This window comes from Paraburkholderia sp. Ac-20342, assembly GCF_017104985.1.
Lineage (GTDB): Bacteria > Pseudomonadota > Gammaproteobacteria > Burkholderiales > Burkholderiaceae > Paraburkholderia.
Genome location: NZ_JAAGPQ010000045.1, coordinates 40,247 through 65,915 on the forward strand (window position 1 = coordinate 40,247; position 25,669 = coordinate 65,915).

The 25,669-nt window shown below is 64.7% G+C and carries 20 protein-coding genes; 12 read left to right on the forward strand and 8 right to left on the reverse strand.

Annotated features, from left to right (window positions below; translation table 11 throughout):
• Positions 1-23: 23 nt before the first annotated feature.
• Positions 24-389 carry a 30S ribosome-binding factor RbfA gene (rbfA, locus tag G3N58_RS19805; protein WP_167040181.1) on the forward strand — a complete coding sequence of 122 codons (366 nt, stop codon included), beginning with the start codon at positions 24-26 and terminating at the stop codon, positions 387-389.
• A 75-nt stretch (positions 390-464) separates the two neighbouring features.
• Positions 465-1,400 carry a tRNA pseudouridine(55) synthase TruB gene (truB, locus tag G3N58_RS19810; RefSeq protein WP_205999994.1) on the forward strand — a complete coding sequence of 312 codons (936 nt, stop codon included), beginning with the start codon at positions 465-467 and terminating at the stop codon, positions 1,398-1,400.
• A gap of 82 nt (positions 1,401-1,482) precedes the next feature.
• On the opposite strand, the gene G3N58_RS19815 is transcribed toward truB, so the two are convergent.
• From G3N58_RS19815 to G3N58_RS19830, 4 genes are all read right to left on the reverse strand, one after another.
• A complete protein-coding gene (locus tag G3N58_RS19815) occupies positions 1,483-3,045 on the reverse strand; it encodes a DHA2 family efflux MFS transporter permease subunit (RefSeq protein WP_205999995.1) in 1,563 nt (520 codons plus the stop codon).
• Between the two features lie 45 nt (positions 3,046-3,090).
• The gene (locus G3N58_RS19820; RefSeq protein ID WP_167040175.1) at positions 3,091-4,332 is read right to left on the reverse strand and encodes an EmrA/EmrK family multidrug efflux transporter periplasmic adaptor subunit; all 1,242 of its coding nucleotides are present in this window, start codon (positions 4,330-4,332) and stop codon (positions 3,091-3,093) included.
• An 84-nt stretch (positions 4,333-4,416) separates the two neighbouring features.
• Entirely contained in the window at positions 4,417-5,943 is a 1,527-nt protein-coding gene (locus G3N58_RS19825; RefSeq protein WP_167284658.1) for an efflux transporter outer membrane subunit, read from the reverse strand.
• Positions 5,944-5,992: 49 nt separating this feature from the next.
• Complete coding sequence (locus G3N58_RS19830) at positions 5,993-6,508, reverse strand: MarR family transcriptional regulator (protein ID WP_205999996.1); 516 nt, start codon at positions 6,506-6,508, stop codon at positions 5,993-5,995.
• Positions 6,509-6,833: 325 nt separating this feature from the next.
• Here G3N58_RS19830 and typA point away from each other — a divergent pair, with 325 nt between their 5' ends.
• From typA to G3N58_RS19860, 6 genes are all read left to right on the forward strand, one after another.
• The gene (typA, locus tag G3N58_RS19835; protein ID WP_205999997.1) at positions 6,834-8,660 is read left to right on the forward strand and encodes a translational GTPase TypA; all 1,827 of its coding nucleotides are present in this window, start codon (positions 6,834-6,836) and stop codon (positions 8,658-8,660) included.
• A gap of 280 nt (positions 8,661-8,940) precedes the next feature.
• Entirely contained in the window at positions 8,941-11,802 is a 2,862-nt protein-coding gene (locus G3N58_RS19840; RefSeq protein WP_167284659.1) for a 2-oxoglutarate dehydrogenase E1 component, read from the forward strand.
• A 158-nt stretch (positions 11,803-11,960) separates the two neighbouring features.
• A complete protein-coding gene (gene odhB / locus G3N58_RS19845; protein WP_167040165.1) occupies positions 11,961-13,229 on the forward strand; it encodes a 2-oxoglutarate dehydrogenase complex dihydrolipoyllysine-residue succinyltransferase in 1,269 nt (422 codons plus the stop codon).
• A gap of 135 nt (positions 13,230-13,364) precedes the next feature.
• Entirely contained in the window at positions 13,365-14,795 is a 1,431-nt protein-coding gene (gene lpdA / locus G3N58_RS19850; RefSeq protein ID WP_167040163.1) for a dihydrolipoyl dehydrogenase, read from the forward strand.
• An 89-nt stretch (positions 14,796-14,884) separates the two neighbouring features.
• The gene (gene zapE / locus G3N58_RS19855; RefSeq protein ID WP_167040161.1) at positions 14,885-15,982 is read left to right on the forward strand and encodes a cell division protein ZapE; all 1,098 of its coding nucleotides are present in this window, start codon (positions 14,885-14,887) and stop codon (positions 15,980-15,982) included.
• A 120-nt stretch (positions 15,983-16,102) separates the two neighbouring features.
• Positions 16,103-16,561, forward strand: a complete 459-nt coding sequence (locus tag G3N58_RS19860) for a transposase (RefSeq protein WP_205999998.1) — start codon at positions 16,103-16,105, stop codon at positions 16,559-16,561.
• Positions 16,562-16,721: 160 nt separating this feature from the next.
• Here the strand turns inward: G3N58_RS19860 and G3N58_RS19865 are convergent, their stop codons facing one another.
• The 4 genes from G3N58_RS19865 to G3N58_RS19880 all read right to left on the reverse strand — a co-directional run bounded on the left by G3N58_RS19865 (position 16,722) and on the right by G3N58_RS19880 (position 22,843).
• The gene (locus G3N58_RS19865; protein ID WP_167040157.1) at positions 16,722-17,207 is read right to left on the reverse strand and encodes a DUF2147 domain-containing protein; all 486 of its coding nucleotides are present in this window, start codon (positions 17,205-17,207) and stop codon (positions 16,722-16,724) included.
• A 213-nt stretch (positions 17,208-17,420) separates the two neighbouring features.
• Positions 17,421-19,127: a ShlB/FhaC/HecB family hemolysin secretion/activation protein gene (locus G3N58_RS19870; RefSeq protein WP_167040155.1), complete on the reverse strand. Its 1,707-nt coding sequence runs from the start codon at positions 19,125-19,127 to the stop codon at positions 17,421-17,423.
• 367 nt (positions 19,128-19,494) lie between these two features.
• Entirely contained in the window at positions 19,495-20,886 is a 1,392-nt protein-coding gene (locus G3N58_RS19875; protein ID WP_205999999.1) for a collagen-like triple helix repeat-containing protein, read from the reverse strand.
• 391 nt (positions 20,887-21,277) lie between these two features.
• Positions 21,278-22,843: a collagen-like triple helix repeat-containing protein gene (locus G3N58_RS19880; RefSeq protein WP_206000000.1), complete on the reverse strand. Its 1,566-nt coding sequence runs from the start codon at positions 22,841-22,843 to the stop codon at positions 21,278-21,280.
• Between the two features lie 656 nt (positions 22,844-23,499).
• Here G3N58_RS19880 and G3N58_RS19885 point away from each other — a divergent pair.
• The 4 genes from G3N58_RS19885 to cpaB form a co-directional block, all read left to right on the forward strand.
• Positions 23,500-23,697 (forward strand): Flp family type IVb pilin, encoded by a 198-nt coding sequence (locus G3N58_RS19885; protein WP_206000001.1) that lies wholly within the window; start codon positions 23,500-23,502, stop codon positions 23,695-23,697.
• 135 nt (positions 23,698-23,832) lie between these two features.
• On the forward strand, positions 23,833-24,330 hold the full coding sequence (locus G3N58_RS19890; protein WP_206000002.1) for a prepilin peptidase: 498 nt from the start codon (positions 23,833-23,835) through the stop codon (positions 24,328-24,330).
• A gap of 44 nt (positions 24,331-24,374) precedes the next feature.
• Positions 24,375-24,836, forward strand: coding sequence for a TadE/TadG family type IV pilus assembly protein (locus tag G3N58_RS19895; RefSeq protein ID WP_206000004.1), 462 nt, complete (start codon positions 24,375-24,377; stop codon positions 24,834-24,836).
• Positions 24,837-24,948: 112 nt separating this feature from the next.
• A partial coding sequence (gene cpaB / locus G3N58_RS19900) for a Flp pilus assembly protein CpaB (RefSeq protein WP_206000003.1) occupies positions 24,949-25,669 on the forward strand: 721 nt, incomplete at its 3' end.

The following is a 25,669-nucleotide window of genomic DNA, read 5'->3' on the forward strand; positions in this document are numbered from 1 at the left end:
CGTCAACGCGGATCATCAACACCATGCCTAAAAAACGTTCTTCTCCCAATCGCAACGTGCAGATCGCCGACCAGATCCAGCGCGACCTGTCGGAGCTGCTGCGCGAGGTCAAGGACCCGCGCATCGGCATCGTCACGATTCAGAGCGTCGAGCTGACGCCGGACTATGCGCACGCGAAGGTCTACTTCACGACGCTGACCGGTGACCCGCAGCAGACGCTCGAAGCGCTCAGTCATGCGGCGGGCCATCTGCACAACATGCTGTTCAAGCGCCTGCATATCCATACGGTGCCGACGCTGCATTTCCATTACGACAAAACGATCGAGCGCGCCGTCGAGATGTCGCGTCTGATCGACGAGGCGAACGCCACGCGCGCGAAAGACGACTGAGCGTGTCCCGTGCCGCGGTGTTCGCCGTAGCGCCCGGCGCCGTTTCGTATTCCTCGAAGTCTTTGCCTCACTGACATGACTGCACCTCAACGCCCCCGCGTGCCGCGTCGCGCGCTCGACGGCGTGCTGCTGCTCGACAAGCCGATCGGGCTGTCGAGCAACGACGCCCTGATTCGCGCGAAGCGTCTCTATCTGGCGAAAAAGGCGGGCCATACCGGCACGCTCGACCCGCTCGCGACCGGTCTGCTGCCGCTGTGTTTCGGCGAGGCCACCAAGTTTTCGCAAGACCTGCTCGAAGCCGACAAAACCTACGAGGCCACGATGCGCCTCGGCATTCGCACGACCACCGGCGACGCTGAAGGCGAAGCGCTCGACACGCGCGCCGTGACCTGCGACGAAGCGGCAGTGCGGGTGGCCTTGGCTCGCTTTATTGGCGATATCGTTCAGGTGCCGCCGATGTATTCGGCGCTCAAACGCGACGGCAAGCCGCTCTACGAATACGCGCGGGCCGGGCAGACGGTCGCGCGCGAAGGGCGTCAGGTGATGATCCATGCGCTCGAACTGATCGCGTGCGCGCTGCCCGACGTGACGTTTCGCGTGACGTGCAGCAAGGGCACCTATGTGCGCACGCTGGCCGAGGATATCGGCGAAGCGCTCGGTTGTGGCGCGCATCTGGTTGCGCTGCGGCGCACGGGCGCCGGCGCGCTGACGCTCGAACACGCGGTTACGCTCGATGCCTTGTCCGACGCGACGCAAGCCGAGCGAGACGGATGGCTGCAACCGGTCGATGCGTTGCTGTCGACGTTTCCCGAGGTCCACCTGAACGAAGACGACACGCGTCGCTTTCTGCACGGCCAGCGCCTGAAGCTGTCGTCGTTGACGATTGGCGCCGACGCCGCGAACGCGCCGCGCGTGAGGGTGTACGCGGCACAGGGGCGGCTCCTCGGCGTCGCGAAACAGGGCGAAGGCGTGCTGGCGCCCGAACGCCTGGTGGTGACGACCGGGAGCTAGGCTCGCGTAACGCGTGATGTCTGATCCGGAAGCGCAGCGACTTCATGCCGTCCTGCTTACGTTGCCGAACCGTTACGAAACCTCAGTGCGCCGCGGCCGCTGCCGCGCCGGCATCGCCGCCCGCCCGCTCCGGCCGTGTGATCCAGATCAGCGCGATCAGTGCGACGAAAATGCCGGCTGAAGTGAAGAACAGATCGTTCACGCCGAGTTGCGCGGCCTGCTGCGAGACCATGTTGTTGAAGAGGCCGTAGGTCTGCGCCTGGCTGAAGCCCGCGCTACCCATCTGCTGCATCGACTGATCGAACACCGGGTTGTACACGTTCGCCTGCGCGGTCAGCCGCGCGTGATGCGTGATCGTGCGGTGATCCCACGCGGTCTGGAAGATCGAGGTGCCGATGCCGCCGCACATGATCCGCACGAAGTTCGACAGACCCGATGCCGCCGGAATGCGATGACCCGGCAGACCCGACAGCGTGATCGACACGAGCGGGATGAAGAAGCCGGCCATGCCGATGCCTTGAATCAGCGTCGGCAGTGTCAGCGACCACGTATCGACGCCGGTCGTATAACGCGAGCGCATCCAGAAGCACAGCGCGAATATCAGGAACGACAGCGTCGCGATATAGCGCGGATCGGTGCGCGGCAGAACCTTGCCGGTGATCGGCGAGAGCAGGATCGCGAACAGCCCGACCGGCGCCATCACGAGTCCGGCCTCGGTTGCGGTGTAGCCGAGATCGGTTTGCAGCCACAGCGGCAGTAGCACGAGATTGCCGAAGTAGAGCCCGTAGCCGATCGACAGCGCGACCGTGCCGCCCGTGAAATTACGCCGGCTGAAGAGCGACAGGTCGACCACCGGATGCTCGGCCGTCAACTCCCATACGATGAAGAACGCGAGCGCGATCACGGCAACGAGCGCGAGCACGACGATCGTCGTCGACGAGAACCAGTCGAGGTCCTTGCCCTTGTCGAGCATGACCTGCAGCGAGCCGACCCAGACGATCAGCAGGCCGAGGCCGACGCCGTCGATCGGCGCCTTCTTGATGACCGAATCGCGGTTGCGGAAGATCATCCATGTCGCGACGGCCGCGATCGCGCCGACCGGAATGTTGACGTAGAAGATCCACGGCCACGAGATATTGTCGGAAATCCAGCCGCCGAGAATCGGGCCGGCGACCGGCGCAATCAGTGTGGTCATGGCCCACATCGACAACGCCATCGGCGCCTTCGCGCGCGGATAGCTCGCGAGCAGCAGCGTTTGCGACAGCGGAATCATCGGACCGGCCACCGCGCCTTGCAAGACGCGCGAGGCGAGCAGGAACGGCAGGTTCGGCGAGAGTCCGCACATCCATGACGAGATCACGAACAGCACGATCGACGCCATGAAGAGGCGCACCTGGCCGATGCGGTCGGTGAGCCAGCCAGTCAGCGGCACCGAGATCGCGTTGGCGACCGCGAACGACGTGATGACCCACGTGCCCTGGTCCGACGATACGCCGAGGTCGCCGGAAATCGACGGGATCGACACGTTCGCGATCGACGTGTCGAGCACGTTCATGAACACGGCGAGCGACACCGCGATGGTGCCGATCACCAGTTGCGCGCCCTCGAGCGGCGGGTGAGGGACTTGCGCCTGAGCCTGAGCCATTGAAAAAGCCTTCTATGAATCGTCGCGCGGAGTTTTAGCTGTTCCTTAGCCCTTCTTCGCCGTCGGCTGGGCGGCCGCGCCGCCGTTTTGCACCGTCGACTTCTGCGCACCGCCGTTCGCATTCGGCCCCGCGTTTTCCGCGATGATGCGTGCGATGACCGCATCGGCTTCGTCGCCGTACTTGTCGAAGACATTGGTCTGGTAGGCCGTGGTCGGTGCCTGGCCGAGCTGGCCGCCGGTCTCGTCCTTGATGTCGACGTCAGCCTGCATCGACAGACCGATGCGCAGCGGGTGCTTTTCGAGTTCCTGCGGATCGAGCGCGATACGCACCGGCAGACGCTGCACGACCTTGATCCAGTTGCCGGTCGCATTCTGCGCCGGCAGCAGCGAGAACGCCGAACCCGTGCCGGCCGAGAAGCCGACCACCTTGCCGTGATACGGCACCGACGAACCGTACACGTCGGCCGTCAGTTCGACCGGCTGGCCGATGCGCATATGCTTGAGCTGCACTTCCTTGAAGTTCGCGTCGACCCACACGTCGTGCAGCGGCACGATCGCCATCAGCGGCGTGCCCGGCGAGACGCGCTGGCCGACCTGCACCGAGCGCTTCGCGACGTAGCCCGTGACCGGCGCCGGCAGCGTGTTGCGCGCGTTGTTCAGATACGCGTCGCGAACCTTCGCGGCGGCGGCCTGCACGTTCGGGTGATCGGTGATCGTGGTGTTCGCGGTCAGCGCGTGGTTTGCCGCCAGTTGCTGTTTGGCGGCGTCGAGCGCGGCCTGGGCGGTTTTCACGGAATCGCGGGCATGCGAGATTTCTTCCTGCGACACCGCGCCGGTTTGCGCGACGGCCAGACGGCGCTTGAGGTCGTCCTCGGCGCGCGACAGATCGGCCTGGCGCGCCGCGACCTGCGCTTCGTACTGGCTGTCGTCGGCGAACAGGCCGCGCACCTGGCGCACCACCTGCGCGAGATTGGCCTCGGCCTGTTCGAGCGCGACGCGCGCGTCGGCCGGATCGAGCACGACGAGCGGGTCGCCGGCCTTGACGACCTGTGTGTCGTCGGCGTTCACCGCGATCACGGTGCCCGTGACCTGCGGCGTGATCTGCACGACGTTGCCGCTCACGTAAGCGTCGTCGGTGTCTTCATGAAAGCGCGCGACGAGGAAGTAGTACAGGCCGTACGCGACCGCGGCAATCAGGATCACGATGACGAGCAGCGTCATCATGCGCTTGCGTTTGCCGTTGTTCGCCGTTTGCGGCGGGGTGGCGGGCTGTTGGGGAGTGCTCATTGATGTGCTCCGGGTTCTTTTGTACGGCGTCGTTGACTCGTTGATTCGTGCGGATGCGTTGGCGTCGGCGTGGCGGTGGGCGGCTTATTTCGCGGCGGTGCTGGCGGCGGCACTCGTATCGGTGCCCGTTGCCGATGCCGGGGCGTCGGTCGGCACCACGAGACCGCTCCGGGTTGCGTCGAAGCCGCCGCCCAGCGCCTTGATGAGGCCGATCTGCAGATCGCGGCGGCGCATTTTCAGCCCCGTCACCGTCTGCTCGGCGGCGAGCCTGTTCTCGTCGGCGGTCAGTACCTGCAACTGCGGCGACAGGCCCGCCTTGTAGCGCACCACGGCGAGCTGATACGCTTTGCTCGACGCGTCGAGCGCGCGCTGGGCGTCGCCCGACTGCTGGTCGATCGAGCGGATCGACGATACCTGCGTCGACACGTCCTGCAGCGCGTTAATCAGCGTCTGGTTGTAGTTCGCGACGTCGAGGTCGAAGTCGGCATAGCGGCCCTTCAGCTGCGCGCGCAGCGCGCCGGCGTCGAAGATCGGTAGATGGATCGCCGGGCCGAACTGGGTCTGACGGCTCGCCGCGGTCAGAAAGCGCCCCCAGCCGAGCGCGTCGAAACCGAAACCGGCCGCGAGGTTCACGTCCGGGAAAAACTCGGCTTTCGCTTCCTTGACGTCGTGCATCGCGGCTTCGACCTGCCAGCGCGCGGCGACGATGTCCGCGCGGCGCGCCACCAGATCGGCCGGGATGTTGTCCGGCAGCGCGACCGTGTCGCCGCCCGTGAGCGCGGGTTTGGCGATCTGCATGCCGCGGTCCGGGCCCTTGCCGAGCAGCGCGCCGAGCTGATAGCGCACGACCGTGATCTGGCCGTCGAGGTCGGTCAGGTTCGACTGGCTGGTCGCGATGTTGCCGACGGCCGTTTGCTTCTCGACGTTGGAGTCGAGACCGGCGGCCACGCGGCCGTTGGTGATGCGGCCGACATCCTGGCGGTTGGCGATCTCGCGCGCGGCGATATCGCGGAACGCATACAGCTGCGCGAGTTGGTTGTAGGTACTCGCCACCGACGCGGCGAGCGTCACGCGCGCCTGCTGTACGTCCGCTTCGGCGGCTTTCTGCTGCGACACGGCCTGGCCGAGACGCTGGCGGTTCTTGCCCCACAGGTCGAGGTCCCACGACGCGCTCGCGAGCACGTTGTTTTCGCTAAACCACGTGCCGCCGTACGGGGGCGGGTAGAGACCGTTCGCCGAGAACAGTTCGCGCGTCCACGAATAGCTGCCGTTGACCTTCGGGAACAGCGCCGAGCGCGAGCTTTCGATATACGACGAAGCCTTCGCGAGACGCGCCTGCGCCTGGGCGATCGACGGGCTGCCCTCGAGCGCTTCCGCGATCAGCTTCGGCAGTTGCGGGTCGCCGAACTGGTTGGCCCAGTCGAGCGAGGGCCACTGGCCACCTTCGCTGGGCAGGCTCTGCGTCGACTCATACTGCGCCGGCGACGCGATCTGCTTGTCGCTCTTCACGCCGATGTAGTTCGCGCACCCCGTGAGGGCGAGCGCCGTCACCGCGGCGGCGACGGCGGCCCGGCTGGGAAGCGCGGGCGCGGACAGGAAAAGGGATTTCATCGCTCGACTCTTTGAGTGGAAGGTAATGATGGACGCAGCAAGCAATTTCTCAGGATTTGCCGTCGGGATTGCCGGCGGTCTCGCGGGTCAGTCCCGTCTGTTCGCCGGAATTGACGAGCACCCGGCGCAGCATGCTCTTCAGGAAACCCACTTCCTCGGCGGTGAAACCGTTCAGCAGGCTGTCGAGCACACTATTGAAAATGCCCGGCATGCGGGCGGCGATTGCGTGGCCTTCGGGTGTCAGCGCGAGGCGCACGACGCGCCGGTCTTCGTTGCTGCGCACCCGGGTGAGCAGGCCGCGCTTTTCGAGCCGGTCGATCAGACGGGTGACGGCGCTGGCGTCGATGCCGTATTCGCGGGCCAGTTCGGCGGCCAGCAGGCATTTGCCGCTCGCCACCATGAACAGGATGCTGCCCTGCTGGCTGGTGATGCCCAACTCGGCCATGCTGCGCTGCGTGATCAGGTTGGACATGGTCGATTTCACCCGCGAGAGGAGATAGCCGACGCTTTCGCCGAGTTGATACTCGCTAAGGTCCGGCATGGATTCGGTGGACGGCTCCGACATGATTCTCGTGCGAATGCAATGGTTGACTAGGCATTAGTATAGTCGGCTGTTGATTGACGCGACAAGCGTTATTACAGCTTAGGCAAGGATTCTTTCCCGCTCGGACGATGAGGGTAAGGTTCGTCGAGGGGCGGCGCCGGGGCGGGTTGCCAGCCGGCACGCAGTAGAAGAAAGAAGGGCGGTCTATCGGGGAATACCAGAGAGCATCATTTCGCCATGCTATAATGTTGGGTTCCCAAAAGTGCGCTTTGGGCTTGTTGTCGGGGTGATCTCCCCAACCAGCAGCATAAGCAAGCGGCGCACTCCAACTGTCTCCAGGTTTCCTATGACCCGCGCCCTACGCAACATCGCCATCATTGCTCACGTCGACCACGGCAAGACCACGCTCGTCGACCAGCTCCTCCGCCAGACCGCCACGTTCCGCGAGAACCAGCAGATCGCCGAGCGCGTGATGGACTCGAACGACATTGAAAAGGAGCGCGGCATCACGATCCTGTCGAAGAACTGCGCGGTGGAGTACGAAGGCACGCACATCAACATCGTCGACACGCCGGGGCACGCCGACTTCGGCGGCGAAGTGGAGCGCGTGCTGTCGATGGTCGACTCGGTGCTGCTGCTCGTCGACGCGGTGGAAGGCCCGATGCCGCAAACCCGCTTCGTCACGAAGAAGGCGCTCGCGCTCGGCCTGAAGCCGATCGTCGTGGTCAACAAGGTCGACCGCCCGGGTGCGCGCGTCGACTGGGTCATCAACCAGACTTTCGACCTGTTCGACAAGCTCGGCGCAAGCGAAGAGCAGCTCGATTTCCCGATCGTCTACGCATCGGGTCTCAATGGTTATGCCGGCCTCACGGCGGACGTGCGCGACGGCGACATGCGGCCGCTGTTCGAGGCGATCCTCAGGCACGTGCCGGTGCGCCCGGCCGACCCGGAAGGTCCGCTGCAACTGCAGATCACCTCGCTCGACTATTCGTCGTACGTCGGCCGTATCGGTATCGGTCGTATCACGCGCGGCCGCATCAAGCCGGGCATGGCCGTCGCGGTACGCTCGGGTCCGGAAGGCGAAATCCTCAATCGCAAGATCAACCAGGTGCTGTCGTTCAAGGGGCTCGACCGCGTGCAGGTCGACTCGGCTGAAGCGGGCGACATTGTGCTGATCAACGGTATCGAGGAAGTCGGCATCGGCGTGACGATCTGTTCGCCGGAACAGCCGGAAGCGCTGCCGATGATCACGGTCGACGAACCCACGCTGACGATGAACTTCCTCGTCAACTCGTCGCCGCTCGCGGGCCGCGAGGGCAAGTTCGTCACGAGCCGCCAGATTCGCGACCGCCTGATGAAGGAACTGAATCACAACGTCGCGCTGCGCGTGCGCGATACCGGCGACGAAACCACGTTCGAAGTGGCGGGCCGCGGCGAGCTGCACCTGACCATTCTGGTCGAAAACATGCGCCGCGAAGGCTATGAGCTGGCCGTGTCGCGTCCGCGCGTGGTGATGCAGGAAGTCGACGGTGTCAAGCACGAGCCGTACGAAAACCTGACCGTCGACATGGAAGATGCCCACCAGGGCGGCGTGATGGAAGAGCTTGGCCGCCGCAAGGGCGAAATGCTCGACATGGCGTCGGACGGCCGTGGCCGCACGCGTCTCGAGTACCGCATTTCGGCGCGCGGCCTGATCGGCTTCCAGTCGGAATTCCTCACGCTCACGCGCGGCACGGGCCTGATGAGCCACACGTTCGATTCGTACCAGCCGGTCAAGGACGGCGCGGTCGGCGAGCGCCGCAACGGCGTGCTGATCTCGCAGGACGACGGCGCGGCCGTTGCGTACGCACTGTGGAAGCTGCAGGACCGCGGCCGCATGTTCGTGTCGCCGGGCGAGGCGCTGTACGAAGGCATGATCATCGGCATTCACAGCCGCGACAACGACCTCGTCGTGAATCCGATCAAGGGCAAGCAGCTCACCAACGTGCGCGCCTCGGGCACCGACGAGGCCGTGCGTCTCGTGCCGCCGGTCCAGCTGTCGCTCGAATACGCGGTCGAATTCATCGACGACGACGAACTCGTCGAAGTCACGCCGAAGTCGATCCGTCTGCGTAAGCGCTACCTGAAGGAACACGAGCGCCGCAGCGCGAGCCGCAACAAGGTTGCCGAGTAAGCGACCGCAAGCCGGCGTGACCGGATAGCAGTAATGGAAGCCACCTTCGGGTGGCTTCGCTGTTTTCGGCCCATCCGTGAAACGCCCGCCGTCACGGGCGTTTGCCCCTATGCGGTTCGCTATCTGGGCTATTCGTTCTGTGCTATGCTCCCGGGTGCACTGTTTTAGGTCCTTCCAAGCAAGACTTGATTCGCGCAATCCGCTAAACGGTCAGGCCGTGTCGCGGAAGGTTCTGTAACCCGCTATTTCTCGAGAAGCTCGAAGAAAGGTGAGCGTAAAAATGATGAAGCAATTCCAGTCGAACTCTTATCTGTTCGGCGGCAATGCTCCGTACGTCGAAGAAATGTACGAAGCGTATCTCGATAATCCGGCGTCGGTGCCCGAGACCTGGCGCAGCTATTTCGATGCGTTGCAAAACGTGCCCGCATCGGACGGCAGCAACGCCAACGACGTGGCCCACGGCCCGATCGTCGAGTCGTTTGCCCAGCGCGCCAAGGCCAATGCCTTCCTGCCGCGCGCAACGGCCGGCGGCGAAGACCTCGCCACTTCCCGCAAACAGGTCTACGTCCAGTCCCTCATCGGCGCATATCGCTTCCTCGGCTCGCAATGGGCCAATCTCGATCCTCTGAAGCGCCGCGAACGTCCCGCAATCCCCGAACTTGAACCCGCGTTCTACGACTTCACCGAAGCCGACATGGACCAGGAGTTCAGTGCAACGAACCTGTACTTCGGGTTCGAGCGGGCGACGCTGCGCGACATCGTCAAGGCGCTGCGCGACACGTACTGCGGCACGATCGGCGCCGAGTACATGTACATCAGCGATCCGGAGCAGAAGCGCTGGTGGAAGGAACGGCTCGAATCGATCCGCTCGACGCCGAACTTCAGCAACGACAAGAAGAAGCACATCCTGAACCGCCTGACGGCCGCTGAAGGCCTCGAGCGTTTCCTGCACACCAAGTACGTCGGCCAGAAGCGCTTCTCGCTCGAAGGCGGCGAGAGCTTCATCGCGGCGATGGACGAAGTCGTGCGCCACGGCGGCGCGAACGGCGTCCAGGAAATCGTCATCGGCATGGCGCACCGCGGCCGTCTGAACGTGCTGGTCAACACGCTCGGCAAGATGCCGGCCGACCTGTTCGCCGAATTCGAAGGCAAACACGTCGACGATCTGCCGGCCGGCGACGTGAAGTACCACAAGGGCTTCTCGTCGGACGTCGCAACGGAAGGCGGCCCGGTTCACCTGTCGCTCGCGTTCAACCCGTCGCACCTCGAAATCGTCAACCCGGTGGTCGAGGGTTCGGCGAAGGCCCGTATGGACCGTCGCGGCGACGAAACCGGCCTGCAGGTGCTGCCGGTGCAGATCCACGGCGACGCGGCTTTCGCGGGCCAGGGCGTCGTGATGGAAACGCTGAACCTCGCGCAAACGCGCGGTTACGGCACGCACGGCACGCTGCACATCGTCATCAACAACCAGATCGGCTTCACGACGTCGGACCCGCGCGATTCGCGCTCGACGCTGTACTGCTCGGACGTCGTCAAGATGATCGAGGCGCCGGTGCTGCACGTGAACGGCGACGATCCCGAGGCGGTCGTGCTGGCGATCCAGCTCGCGATCGATTTCCGGATCCAGTTCCACAAGGACGTCGTCGTCGACATCGTCTGCTTCCGCAAGCTCGGCCACAACGAGCAGGACACCCCGGCGGTCACGCAGCCGCTCATGTACAAGACGATCGCGAAGCATCCGGGCACGCGCGCGCTGTACGCTGAAAAGCTCGTGCAGCAAGGCGTGATCTCGGCCGACGAAGGCGACGAATTCGTCAAGGCCTACCGCAAGGCGATGGACGAAGGCCACCACACGGTCGACCCGGTGCTCTCGAACTACAAGAGCAAGTACGCGGTGGACTGGGTGCCGTTCCTGAACCGCAAGTGGACCGACGCGGCCGACACGGCCGTGCCGCTCGCGGAACTGAAGCGCCTCGCCGAGCGCATCACCACGATTCCCGAAAACTTCAAGGTGCACCCGCTCGTCGAGCGCGTGATCAACGACCGTCGCGCCATGGGCCGCGGCGAAGCGAAGCTCGACTGGGGCATGGGCGAGCACCTCGCGTTCGCGTCGCTGGTCGCATCGGGTTACGCGGTGCGCCTGACCGGTCAGGATTCGGGCCGCGGCACGTTCACGCACCGTCACGCGGTGTTGCACGACCAGAACCGCGAACGCTGGAACGACGGCACCTACGTGCCGCTGCAGAACATCGCCGAAGGTCAGGCGAAGTTCACGGTGATCGACTCGGTGCTGTCGGAAGAAGCGGTGCTCGGCTTCGAATACGGCTACTCGACCGCTGAACCGAACACGTTCGTCGCATGGGAAGCGCAGTTCGGCGACTTCGTGAACGGCGCGCAGGTCGTGATCGACCAGTTCATCTCGTCGGGCGAAGTGAAGTGGGGCCGCGTCTCGGGCCTGACCATGATGCTGCCGCACGGCTACGAAGGACAGGGTCCGGAGCACTCGTCGGCACGTATCGAGCGTTTCCTGCAACTGTGCGCGGACCACAACATGCAGGTCGTTCAGCCGACCACGCCGGCGCAGATTTTCCACCTGCTGCGTCGCCAGATGATCCGCCTGTTCCGCAAGCCGCTGATCGTCTTCACGCCGAAGTCGCTGCTGCGTCACAAGGAAGCCGTGTCGGATCTGTCGGAACTCGCGAAGGGTTCGTTCCAGCCGGTGCTCGGCGAAACCGACGAGTCGATCGACGCGAAGAAGGTCAAGCGCGTGATCGCCTGCTCGGGCCGCGTGTACTACGACCTCGTCGCGCATCGCCGCGAAGCGAAGGCGAACGACGTCGCGATCATCCGTATCGAACAGCTCTATCCGTTCGCGCACAAGCAGTTCGAAGCGGAAATGAAGAAGTACGACAACGCGACCGAAGTGGTCTGGGTGCAGGACGAGCCGCAGAATCAGGGCCCGTGGTTCTACATCGAGCACCACCTGAAGGAAGGCATGAAGGACGGGCAGAAGCTGGCGTACAGCGGCCGTCCGGCTTCGGCCTCGCCGGCAGTCGGTTACTACGCGAAGCACTACGAGCAGCAGAAGGCGCTGGTCGAAGGCGCTTTCGGCCGCCTCAAGAGCGCGTCGATCGCTAAATAAGGAAACAGTCGAGCCGGGAAAGGTGCACCGTAGTGCATTTTTCCCGCGCCGCGCCGAACCGCGTCGAACGGTTCCCATGAGGTTCAGGCGCGGCGCCCGAGGTTCGCAGGCGGTCGTGAAGAAGCGCCGTCACCCGATACGTATTCAGGATACTCATAATGGCTATTGTTGAAGTCAAGGTTCCCCAGCTCTCCGAGTCGGTCTCGGAAGCCACCATGCTGCAGTGGAAGAAGAAGCCGGGCGAGGCTGTCGCCCAGGACGAAATCCTCATCGAAATCGAGACCGACAAGGTCGTGCTCGAAGTGCCGGCTCCGGCTGCGGGCGTGCTCGCGCAAGTCATCTCGAACGACGGCGACACCGTCGTGGCCGACCAGGTGATCGCGAAGATCGACACCGAAGGCAAGGCAGGCGCCGCTGCCGTCGAAGCCGAAGTGAAGCCGGCTCCGGTTGCCGAAGCTGCTGCGGCACCGGCCGCTCAGGCTGCCGCCGCAACGGGTTCGAACACCGCGGCTTCGCCGGCTGCCGGCAAGCTGATGGCGGAGAAGGGCCTGGCCGCTGGCGACGTCGCCGGCACGGGCCGCGATGGCCGCATCACGAAGGGCGACGTGCTCGCCGCCGGCGCTCCGGCTGCCAAGGCCGCACCGGCACCGGCTGCCGCACCGAAGGCCGCCAAGCCGTCGTTGCCGGACGTCAAGGCTCCGGCATCGGCCGACCAGTGGCTCAAGGACCGTCCGGAACAGCGCGTGCCGATGTCGCGTCTGCGTGCGCGTATCGCCGAGCGTCTGCTCGAGTCGCAGCAAACCAACGCCATCCTCACGACGTTCAACGAAGTGAACATGGCGCCGGTCATGGACCTGCGCAACAAGTACAAGGACAAGTTCGAGAAGGAACACGGCGTGAAGCTCGGCTTCATGTCGTTCTTCGTGAAGGCGGCTGTTCACGCGCTGAAGAAGTTCCCGCTCGTGAACGCGTCGATCGACGGTAACGACATCGTTTATCACGGCTACTTCGACATCGGTATCGCGGTCGGTTCGCCGCGCGGTCTGGTGGTGCCGATCCTGCGCAATGCGGATCAGATGAGCCTCGCCGACATCGAGAAGAAGATCGCCGAATTCGGCCAGAAGGCGAAGGACGGCAAGCTGTCGATCGAAGAAATGACGGGCGGTACGTTCTCGATCTCGAACGGCGGCGTGTTCGGCTCGATGCTGTCGACCCCGATCATCAACCCGCCGCAGTCCGCGATTCTCGGCGTGCATGCCACCAAGGAACGCGCTGTGGTCGAAAACGGCCAGATCGTGATCCGCCCGATGAACTACCTCGCGCTCTCGTACGACCACCGTATCATCGACGGCCGCGAAGCGGTGCTGTCGCTGGTCGCGATGAAGGACGCGCTGGAAGATCCGGCGCGCCTGCTGCTCGACCTGTAAGCGCACGTTCCACTGGCGCCGGCCGGCGTGGCCAGCCGGCGCCATCCGCAGTAAGTCTTCAAGCATTCAGCAGTACCGGAACGGCGCGCGCCACCTTAGGTGGCCCGGCGCCGTTCCGTCATCAAAGGGATTGTCATGTCCAAAGAATTTGACGTCGTCGTGATCGGCGCGGGCCCCGGCGGTTATATCGCCGCCATTCGCGCAGCGCAGCTCGGCAAGACCGTCGCATGTATCGAAAAGTGGAAGAATCCGGCCGGCGCGCTGAAGCTCGGCGGCACCTGCCTGAACGTCGGCTGCATTCCGTCGAAGGCGCTGCTCGCGTCGTCGGAAGAGTTTGAAAACGCTTCGCATCACCTCGCTGACCACGGTATTTCGGTGGGCGACGTGACGGTCGATATCTCGAAGATGATGGCCCGCAAGGACGGCATCGTCGAGAAGATGACCAAGGGCATCGAATTCCTGTTCCGCAAGAACAAGATCACGTGGCTCCAGGGCCATGGCAAGTTCGCCGGCAAGACCGACGCCGGCGTGCAGATCGAAGTGAGCGGCGAAGGCGAAACCGAAGTCGTCACGGCGAAGAACGTGATCATCGCGACGGGTTCGAAGGCGCGTCATCTGCCGGGCATTCCGGTCGACAACAAGCTGATCGCCGACAACGAAGGCGCGCTCTCGTTCGACTCGGCACCGAAGAAGCTGGCCGTGATCGGCGCGGGCGTGATCGGTCTGGAACTCGGCTCGGTGTGGCGCCGCCTCGGCGCGGAAGTGACCGTGCTCGAAGCGCTGCCGGAATTCCTCGGCGCGGCTGACCAGGCGCTCTCGAAAGAAGCGGCCAAGCAGTTCAAGAAGCAGGGTCTCGACATTCACGTCGGCGTGAAGGTCGGCGAAGTGAAGACGAGCGCGAACGGCGTGACGATCGTCTACACGGATAAGGACGGCAACGCGCAGACGCTCGAAGCCGACCGTCTGATCGTGTCGGTCGGCCGCGTGCCGAACACCGACAACCTCGGCCTCGAAGCGATCGGCCTGAAGGCCAACGAGCGCGGCTTCATCGACGTGAACGACCACTGCGCGACGGCCGTGCCGAACGTGTATGCGATCGGCGACGTGGTGCGCGGCCCGATGCTCGCGCACAAGGCCGAAGACGAAGGCGTGCTGGTCGCGGAAGTGATCGACGGCCAGAAGCCGCACATCGACTACAACTGCGTTCCGTGGGTGATCTACACCGAGCCGGAAATCGCATGGGTCGGCAAGACCGAGCAGCAACTGAAAGCCGAAGGCCGCGAGATCAAGACGGGCCAGTTCCCGTTCATGGCGAACGGCCGCGCGCTCGGCATTGCGAAGGCGGACGGTTTCGTCAAGATGATCGCCGACGCGAAGACCGACGAGCTGCTCGGCGTGCACATCATTTCGGCCAACGCATCGGACCTGATCGCGGAAGCCGTGGTGGCGATGGAATTCAAGGCAGCCTCGGAAGACATCGGCCGCATTTGCCATCCGCACCCGTCGCTGTCGGAAGTCATGCGCGAAGCGGCACTCGCCGTGGACAAGCGCGCGCTGAACATGTAAGCGCGCACGCCTGAGCCGAAACGCAATCCTGGTATCGCCGAAGGCGGGCGGGTTCACTCCCTCCCGCCTTTCTTTTTTGCAGCAACACGATGAACGTCACCGAATACTACGAAAAAGAACTGCAGACTCGCGGTTATCAATCGGACCCGGCGCAGCGCGCGGCGGTCGACCGCCTGCAGCGGTGCTATGAAGAGTGGGTCGAATACAAGTCGCGCCGCTCGAATGCGTTCAAGAAGCTGATCAATCACCCGGATCTACCGCGCGGCGTGTACATGTGGGGCGGCGTCGGGCGCGGCAAGAGCTTCCTGATGGACAGTTTCTACATGATCGTGCCGGTGCAGCGAAAGACGCGTCTGCATTTCCACGAGTTCATGCGCGAAGTGCATCGCGAACTCGAAGAACTGAAAGGCCAGGCCGATCCGCTCGACGAACTCGCGCGCCGCATCGCGAAGCGCTACCGGCTGATCTGTTTCGACGAATTCCACGTATCGGACATCGCCGACGCGATGATTCTGTACCGTCTGCTCGACAAGCTGTTCGAGAACGGCGTGCAGTTCGTGATGACGTCCAACTACGATCCCGATACGCTGTATCCGGACGGTCTGCATCGCGACCGCATGCTGCCCGCGATCGAGCTCATCAAGAACAGGCTCGACGTGCTCAACGTCGATGCGGGCATCGACTATCGGCGCCGCACGCTGGCGCAGGTCGAGATGTATCACTCGCCGCTCGGCGCCGCCGCCGACAAGGCGCTGCGCGACGCTTTCGCGCGGCTTGCCGCGGTGCCCGACGAAAGCCCGCTGCTGCATATCGAGAAGCGCGAGCTGAAGGCGCTGCGCCGCGCCGACGGCGTCGTCTGGTTCGACTTCGCGACGCTGTGCGGCGGCCCGCGCTCGCAGAACGACTACCTTGAGCTCGCGAGCCGTTTTCACGCGGTGATTCTCTCCGGCGTGCCGCAGATGACGGTGCGCATGGCCTCGGAAGCGCGCCGCTTCACATGGCTCATCGACGTGTTCTACGACCACAAGGTCAAGCTGCTGATGTCGGCCGCGGTGCCGCCGGAGCAGTTGTACGTCGACGGGCCGATGGCTAACGAATTCACGCGCACGGTGTCGCGCATCGTCGAGATGCAGTCGAAGGAATATCTCGATACGCCGCGCCGGATCGTCGATACGTCGCTGACGTAAGCCGGCTGCGGTCGCGCATCCGGATTTATCGGACAACGCATTTCAAGATTCGGAGTCGTCTTATATTCCGCGAACGGATGACTGGCTATCTTTTGTTGTAGTTCTGACAAAGGAGGAAGCATGAATCCGTACCGCGATATTACCGATGAAGAATGGCGCCGCGTCGCGCCGCTACTGCCCGAACTGCGTCCGCGCGTCGAGTTGCGCGGCCGGCCGCTTGCCAATACGCGCGCGGTGCTCAATGGCGTGCTGTGGGTCATGTACAGCGGTGCGACCTGGTCCGCGATGCCGCGCAAATACCCGTCGTATCAAACCTGTCACCGCCGCTTCAAAACATGGTATGAGTCCGGCGTGCTCAAGCGCGTGACCGGGCTGCTGCTCGGTGCGTCGAGCGAGGAACTCTGTCGCCTGATGGAAGCGCGCATGCGCACGCATGCGAACGTGCCGCAGAAGGGCAAGGCCGCGGCAAAGGCGCCCGCGGTGGTGCACGTGAAGCCCGGCGTGTGCAGTCCCGCAATCGCCACGCCGTCGCCGGAGTCGCCGTTCGTCTATGGCACGTCGCTCAGGCAGGCCGCATAGCCATGCGCGGGGTTGTCCGTCAATGAAAACGGCCGCGCGATTTTCATCGCCGGCCGTTTCCTGGTCATGCTGCGTGTCTGTTGTGTACCGGGCGCGCTATCGATCCGCTCCACCGCCCTACATCCGTTCAGGCAAGACGCCGCGCCTCACGCGCCACCTCTTACTGCTGGCGCACCCACGTCTGCGAGCGGCCCAGCAGCGAGACGCCAATATAGCCGCGCACCACGAGCTTGTTGCCGCCGTCTTCGAGATGCATCTTGCACTTGTAGACCTTGCCGTTCTCCGGGTCGAGAATCTGCCCGTGATCCCAGCTGTCGCCATCCTTCTTCATGCTGTCGACGATCGTCATGCCGAGAATCAACTGGTCCTTGCGCGCATCGGTGCATTCGGTGCAGCGGCGATCGGGCTGGTCGTTCGCGCCGAGCCCCTTGATGACCTTGCCGCTCAACTCGCCGTTGCCGTCCTGGGTGATCTGCACGAGTGCCTTCGGCTGGCCGGTGTGATCGTCGATCGTTTGCCAGGTGCCGACCGGCGTATCGGTTTGCGCCATCGCCGTCACGGCGCTTGCGAGCAGGGCACCGGCGAGCGCCGCGTGCCGGGCGGTGCGCAGCGCGATCGCGCGGGCGCGTTGAGTGAATTGCGTCATTGTCTTCCTCCTTGATGAGAGACGGCGCGATCGTGGTCGCGCGGCGTTATGAGCATCGTTGCCGGCGGCTGATGCGCCACCGGCCGGCGCGATGCGGGACGATGCCGGCGCGTTGCCGTTGGCATCGTCAGCGCAGAATACGCGAAAGTACGCATGCCGTTTGATAGTAGGACTTCTAATCGGCAACACGTACCCGATGCTTGCGCAGGCGTGTCAATTCAACTGGTAGGAGAACGTCGCATTGATGCGCGGACTGCGCGACGGGCTTTCCACCGGCGCGTCGCCGACCGCCTTCGCGACCGACAGATCGAGGCTGTAGAAGCGCGCATCGGTAATGCGGAAGCCGAACGCGATCGACGACAGGCGCGACGGTGCCGGCGTGCCCGCGTGCAGATACACGCGCGCCATGTCGAACGACACATACGGCGTGAACGATTGCAGATACGTGAAGCCGAGCGCAATCGGCCGGTTGACTTCGAAGATCGCGCCCCAGCCCGAATCGCCCGCCGCCTCGCCCGGCTCGTAGCCCTGCGCAAAACGTTGGGCGCCGAACGAGATCTGCTCCGAGGTCGGCAGCGATACCGCGCTGTACTGGCCCGTCAGCGAAACCGAGGTGCCGATCTTCAGCGGCCACTCGTTGGTCTGCGAGAAGCTCGCGCCGGTTCGCACGAAGTTGAGCGACGCCGGGTTCGTGCCGGTCGGGCCCGGCACGTTCGAGTCGATGGACTTCGACGCGCCGAGAATGTTGAACGCCTTCGCGACGTTGATGCTCGCGCGCCGCACCTGGCCCGGATCGACGGCCATGTAGTCGGCCTGCAACTGCATCACGCGCACCTGCGAGCGCAAGCCGATCTGCGCGCCGGTGTCGTCGTTGTGATAGCGGTCCTCGTTGTGCGAGGCATAGACCGACGCGGTGCCGATCACGCTGCGCGTGTTGCTCAGCAGGAGCGGGTAGGCGAGCGAGCCGCCGATCTTGTCGTTGATGACCGTGCGCGTGATGTTGGAGGCGAGGCCGGGAGTATCGACGGGGTTGCCGCGGTAGTGCGACGCGTCGATGTTGCCGGTCAGCCCGTTGCTGCCGATCGGCACGCCCGCGTGCGCGGCCAGATAGGTGACGTTGTCGCGGCCCTTGGGCAGCAGCGCCGATACGCTCAACTGTTCGCCGAGCGCGGTCAGCCCGTTGCTGGTGGCGGTCAGCAGGCCTTGTACGCCGGGCTGATTGAAGTTCAGGCCGCCGCTGAAGTCGATCGGCTTGCGCGTTACGTTCAGTTCGAGCGTGGTCGCGCCGTCGGTGTTCTGCGGCGGCGGCACGTTGGCGGCGACCTTGATGCCCGGCAACAGGCCGAGCACTTGGGTAAAGCGTTCGAAGGTCGCGCGGTGCAGCGGCTTGTCGGCGACGATGTGATCGGCGATCGCGCGAATCCTGTCTTCGGCCCGGCCCGGATTGCCCGTGACCTTGACCGCCGACACATAACCTTCGACGACCGTCACGCGCACCACGCCGTCGGCGAAAGTCTGCGCCGGGATGAACGCGAACGAGAGCGCGAAGCCGCGTTCCTGATAGAGCTTCGTGACGCCGTTGGCCACTTCGATCAGCTCGCCGATCGTGATGTCCTTGCCGACGAGCGGTGTGAAGCGCTGCGCGACCAGGTCGAACGGAATCGACTTCACGCCTTCGACTTTCACGCTCGAAGGCGTCAGATGGCGGGCGAGCAGTTCCTGAAGCTGAGGGGCTTGCGGCGCGACCTGCACGGTCACGTTCGGACCGCGGTCAGGGGCCTTGATCTGCGGCAGAGAATCGAGCGGATTGCCGCCGACCGGGCGGGATTGCGCATGGGCTTCCATCTGCGTCGCGCTGGCCGCGATGGCCGCGAGCGCGATGGTCCATCTACTCCATTGACTGCCATACCCGAATCTCATCGGATTTTCCTCGTATGCCATTTTTGTGTTGCGAGCGTGCCGCCTGGCCGGGCGGGTCTCGATCGCTTATAGGTGGCTCGACGCATATTGCCGTGCTGACGTATATATCGACACGAGCCCGGCGAGCTTGAGCATGCGTGACGCCTGTTATGAATTCGACTGTCTGCGCGCGATGCTTTTTCGCCGCGTTTCGCTTGCTGCATTGCGTTCGTGCATCTCGTTACCGCATTCCGCTACTGTAGGCACAGCATGGCGATATATGGATGCCGAATGCATCGCCCCGACATGCGTCGTCCGGCAAGCGCGCGCGAGTGCATCTTGCCGGACGGTTCATCTGCAACGCCGTTGCAGCGTCTGCATGAACGGCTTACTTATGGCTGAGCGGCAACAGGCTGCCGAGCAACGTCGACACGCCGCCCGTTGCACTGCCCGAACTACCCGTGGAGCTGCTCGAACCCGTCGTTGTGCTCAAGCCGCCGATCGAGCTCGTCACAGTCGTCAGCGTCGCGGTCAACTGACCGACGAGCGCCGTCACCGGCGCGAGCGCCTGGCCGCCGCTGCCCGAGCCGATATTCGTGAGGCCGCTCAGCGTGCCCGTGAGCGTCGTCAGCGGATTCGAGCCGCTGGCCGTGCCGCCGAGCAGCGACGTCAGCGAGCCGAGCGGCGTGCCGTTCAGCGTCGAAGTCAGGGAGCCGAGCGGCGAGCCGCCGAGCAGGGTCGTCAACGAACCGAGCGGATTGCTGCCGAGCCCGAGACTCGCGAGCGAGCTTTGCAGCGGGCTCAGCGGATTGCCGTTGGCGGGCGGTCCGCCAGCGACCACCACGTTGGTGCTGCCGACGAGGCTCGTGATCAAGCCGGGAATCGGATTCGCGCCGTTCGGGCCGTTCGGATTGACGAGGCCGCCCGCGTTCGTCACCGTGTTGCCGAGCGAGCTGACGAGCGCGCCGACGTCGGCGCCGAGCGGGTTGCCGGTGGCCGAGCCGACTTTCGAGCCCGCCGTGTTGAGCGCGCCGCCGACCTGCGCGAGCACGCCGCCGAGCGGTGCGCCGAGGCCGGTCTGCGTGCCGACCGTCTGCGTGATGAGACCCGCGCTCGTGACGATCGGCGCGATCGCCGTGCTGAGCGGCTGGGTGATCTGCTGCACCGGCGCCGAGTTGAGCACGTTGCCGAGCGTCGCGCCGCCCGCGTTCAACGCGGTGGCGGCCGTCGAGAGCGTGCCGGCGAGCGGCGTCGTCACGGGCGAGAGCGGCGCGAGCGTGCCGGAGCCGAGCCCGTTGACCGCGGTGCTCAGGCCTTGCACGACACCGCTCGTCGAGCTGACCACCGAACCGAGGCCGCCGACCGTCGTGCCGACCGGATTGCTCGTCGTGCCGGTCTGTCCGAGGCCGTTGCTGAGCGCGTCGGCGAGCGAATTGAGCGTGCCGCTCGTGCTCGACACCGCGCTGCCGACCCCTTGGGTGACCTGCGGGCTCAGGCCCGGGATCGTCTGCGACGCGATCGTGTTGCCGAGATCGCTGGTGGTTTGCGCGGCGACGGTGGCGAGACCGCTCGTGCCTTTGGACGTCGTCGTGGTCGTGCCCGGCGTATTGGTGCCGGAGTTGCCGCCGCTACCGGGGTTTGCAGCGCTCGGCGGCGCGCTGACTGTGCTGCCGCCGCACGCCGCGAGCAGGCTGGCGACCGCGACGGCGATCAGCGGTGCGCGCAACGACGAGACGGTCGCGCATGCCGCATGGAGAGAAAAAAAACGTTGAGTGGACATGGGTGCTCCTCCGTGTTCATCGTGTGCCGCGTACGGCCGATTTCGTGCAATTCCTTGCGATTGCTTGCGCCGTCACAACGTGCATTCCGGGTGGCGCGGCCCGGTGCGGGGCAAAGCGGGGGCCGTGGTCGGCCCCGGCGAATCTTTTGTCGAGCCTTGAAGCGCGGCCCGGAGTTGAAGCCTGGGGTTAAAGCTTGATGCCGAAGCGCGGGTGTTTCTGCGTGGCGGTCGTCGTGTGGCTGTCATGCGGCCGGCGGTTCGCGCCGCACTTCTGAGACGGCTCGGCGCGTGCCGTGGGCGCCGCCCGAGTCGCCCGAGTCGCGAACGGCGTGGCGCGATCACGTCCGATGGATACCGCCGTGCGCCGCGCCACCTTCTTCAGGCAAGCGGCTTACTTCTTCCCCAGTCCGCCGAGCACGCTGCCGAGCAGCGACGTCACCGGTGCGAGCGGATTGCTGCCCGTCGTGCCCTTGCCCGTCGTCGACGACAGCGAAATGCCGGCGGCCGGGTTCGTCGCCGAGCTGGTCGCCGCCGAATTCGTCGCCGTCGTGACGCCCGACGTCACACCGCCCAGCGTATTCGTGACGCTCGAGAGCAGGCCGGTGACCGGAGCGAGCAGGCCGCTGCTGCCGCCCGTCGTGTTCGTGAGCGTGCCTGTCACGCTGGAGAGCAGGCCCGTGACCGGCGCAAGCGGGCCGCTGCCGGCGCCGCTGCCGCTGGTTGCGCCCGTGAGCGCACCCGTCACGCTGGACAGCAGGCCCGTCACCGGAGCGAGCGGACCGCCGGCGCCGGTGCCGGTTGCGCCGCCGAGCGTACCCGTCAGGCCGGAGAGCAGACCCGTGACCGGACCGAGCGGGCCGCTGCTGCCCGAGGTGCCGCCGAGGATGCCCGTCAGGCCGCCGAGCGGGCCGGTGCTGCTGCCGCCGGTGAGGCCGCCCGTCAGGCCACCGAGCGCGCTCGTGATGGCGCCGAGCGGATTCGTGCCGCTGCCGCCGCTGACGAGACCGCCGACTGACGCGACCAGGGTGCCCGTGTCGACGACCGTCTTGCCGAGCGCGCTCGTGACCGCGTTGTTGCCGGTCGACGAGAGCAGCGTGCCGGCCTTGCCGAGGCCGCTGCCCAGCGTCGCGAGCAGCGAGTTGACCGGCGCGCCGAGGCCGGTTGCGTTGCCGACCGTCCGCGTGGTCGAGGCGACGACCGAAGTGATCGGCGTAATCGCGGTGCTGAGGGTTTGCGTGACCTGTTGAACCGGCCCCGTCGACAGGGCGTTCGTGAGCACGCCGGCGCCGCTCGACACCGCATTGCCGAGCGTGCTGACGGTATTGCCGAGCGGGGTGGTGACGGCGCCGAGCGGAGCGAGCGCGCCGCTGCCGAGACTCGTCACGAGGTCGCCCGTATCGGTGACCGCGTTGCCGACATGACCGACCACGCCGCCGACGCTCGCGACGGTCATGCCGATCGCGTCGTTGCCGGTGCCGAGCTGGCCGAGCCCTTGCGACACGCCGTTGCCGAGCGTCGAGATCGCGTTGCCGGCTTCCTGCACGACACCGCCGGCGGCCTTGGTCGTTTGCGGGCTGACGCCGGGCAGCGTCTGCGAACCGATGACCGAGCCGACGCCCGCAACCGTGGCGCCGACATCGCCGACCACGCCACCGGTATTGCCGGCGACAGTGCCGAGCGCATTCGCGACCGTTGTATTGTTACCACTCGGATTCGTGCCGGACGAGTTGTTCGGGTTGCTGTTGCTGCCCGTCGGGGTCGTGCCGGAGCCGCCGGAGCCCGCCGAACCGCTGCCGTTGGTCGTCGAAAGCGTGCCGCCGGCGGAGTTGCTGCCGCTGCCGCCGGTGCCTGTGCTCAGGCTGCCGGAGCCTCCGCAAGCACCAAGAGAAAGCATGGCCGCGATGCTCGCCGCGATCAGCGTTGTCCGAATAGTCGTGTTGGTCGTTTGAATGGTCATGTCGCCCTCGTATCGCATCAGTTGTTGGATGTTTGCCGCGCGGCTATCTCTGCACGAGCCGTGCCATTTCGAATGCGCGATGCGAGGATTTTTTTGAATAAACGGTGCAAAGCCTTATGCGATAAGGCTTTGCCGAATATCGAAAGAATTGCGGCGAAGGCAGTTAGCGGCCGCGAGGAACGTTTCGAGAGTCTTTTGCAAGGGCTGCGTAACGTAACGAGCCGTGCGCGCCGTTACGGTGCACGGCGTAACGCAAACGTTTCTCGAACCCTCGTGTGCTTGAAACGCTCTGTTCAAACAGATAATTAGTGGACCGAATCTAACCTATGGTTATTCCTATGTGCGCAAACGCACGGACTGCCGTTAACCTGAACATGGGCCAAAAGTAAAGATCGTGTGAAGCCGAGGGCATCGGACAATTGCTTAAATAAGATTGTTCGGCTATAAAACCCGCAAGCGTCAGCGATTGACGTGGGGAGGTACGTTATCGAACAGACAGTTCCAACACACCGTTGTAGGCAAGGCGGCTGCGTGGTAGGACTACTGCAAGGCAACGGACGGGACCGGAAATGAGAGAAACGGTCCGCTGCATCGGCAGAGTTCGGTCGTACAGCAGCATTAAATCAAACGAAATATATGAAGTTCCGAGGGTAAAAATGAAAAAGCTCACACAACGCTTCCTGAGAGACAACAAAGGCGTGACCGCCATCGAATACGGGCTGATCGCGGGGTTGATCGCACTGGCCATCGTAACGACGGCGACTTCGCTCGGTACCAGTCTGAGCGACATGTTTTCGAGTATCTCCACTCAGATCCAGACAGCGGCTGGTACAGGTACAGCCCCTAAGAGCTGACAGCCTTTAAACGTATTGCAAAGTACTCGGCGCAATTTCGCTGAGTACTTTGCATGTGTTTTTGCGCATAGCGCTATGGGTTAATGCGAATTGCAATGCAATTCGCATTGCGTTGTCACGCCTGTCGAGTCTGAAATGAGCTTCGCAACGGGGATCGGTTTATTTATCGTCTGGGCCGCGGTTGTCGCTATAAGCGATTGCCGTGCTAGGCGCATTTCCAATTCGATTATCGTCGCGGGATTGGCGGCGGCATTCGGCTGCGCGTTATTCGGCTGCGGACCATTCGGCATTTCGTTGCTTCAGGCAGGGATTGGCGCATTGGTCGGCCTGTTTTCGTTATTACCCTTTTTCGCATTCGGTTTGATGGGCGCTGCGGACGTCAAGGTGTTTGCCGTGCTTGGCGCCTGGTGCGGCATGCACGCATTGCTCGGGTTGTGGATGGCCGCGAGTCTCGCGGCCGGCATTCATGCGCTGTGGCTATTGATCGTCACGCGCACGCGGCTCGCGGGGCTTGGCCAGAACGGTCGCGCGACGTTCGAACTGGCCGGCAGGGCCTCGACGCCCTATGCCGCATGCCTGAGCGTGGCCGCGACACTGTGGCTGGTGCTGCGCGCAACGGGCCGGGGGCTGTGATGAGGCACCGCGCCATGCAACCCATCCGCCGCCCGCACACACGCATGCAGGCAGCGAACGCAAGCCGGCAACGCGCGCAGCGCGGCGCGACGGCCGTCGAGTTCGCGCTCGTGTTCCCGCTGTTCTTCCTGGTTCTCTACGCGATCGTGACGTACAGCCTGATCTTCGTCGCGCAGCAGAACCTCACGCTCGCGGCCTCGGAAGGCGCGCGCGCCGCATTGAACTGGCAGACCAACGTGTCGATGGCTACCGCGCTCACGAACCGCGGCAACGCCGCGTGCGCCGCCGCGAAGCTCGTGGTCCAGCCGCTCGTGAATGCGATGCAGTGCGCGGCCACGAATGCGAGCTGCGGAACCGGCAATGCGATGACCTGCATCACCGTTTCGCTGACGTACAACTACACGAGCAATCCGCTCGTGCCGCCGCTGCCGCTGCTTAATCTCGCCATGCCCACCACGTTGTCCGGCAACGCGACGGTCCAGCTCAACCCGGAGAACATCCAGTGACGCCGGCACCGATCTTTTCTCCCGTCGCCGGCCGCGTGAGCGCACGCGTTCGCCGCATGGCCTCGCGCTGTTCGTCCTTCATCAACCGACGCAATCCATCGCACTACCCGTCATGCCGAATCTGACCAAAATTCTTGCCGGTGTCCTGATCGCGCTCGCGCTCGTGCTCGGCATCTTCGCGTGGACGCTGTCGCGCCGTCCGGCACCGGTCGCGGCCGCGCCGGCGGTGCAGGCGAGCTTCCCGGTGGTCGTCGCGACCCGCACCTTGCCGGGCGGCAAGCCGATCACCGTCGACGAACTGCGCGTGCAGAACCTGCCGATCAACCCGAACGGCGCCTTCACCGACCCGGCGCAACTCGCGGGCCGCGTGCCGAACGCCGACATCGGCGCCGATTCGCCGGTGCTCGAAGCCCAGTTGTCCTCGGGACTTGCCGAGCGCATCGAGCCGGGCGAGCGCGCGCTCGCGGTGCGCGTCGACGAAGGCAATGCCGTCGGCAATCGCTTGCGGCCGGGCAATTTCGTCGACGTGTTCTTCACGTTGAAGCGCGACGGCAACGGCAATCTCGGCAGCGGCGCCGAAATCGATCGTACGCAGGCGCGTCTGCTGCTCTCGAAAGTGCGCGTGCTCGCATTCGGCAACGCGACGACAACCGGCGACAACGGTGGCGACCCGAACGGCCTCGTGCGCACTGCGGTGCTCGCCGTGCCGCTCGCCGACATCGACCGTCTGACGCTCGCCGAAAGCTCGGGGCGCCTCGTGTTCGCGTTGCGCAATCCGAAGGATGCCGAAGTGGTCGATCAGAACGAGCTGCCGGCTTATCCGGGCGTGCTGA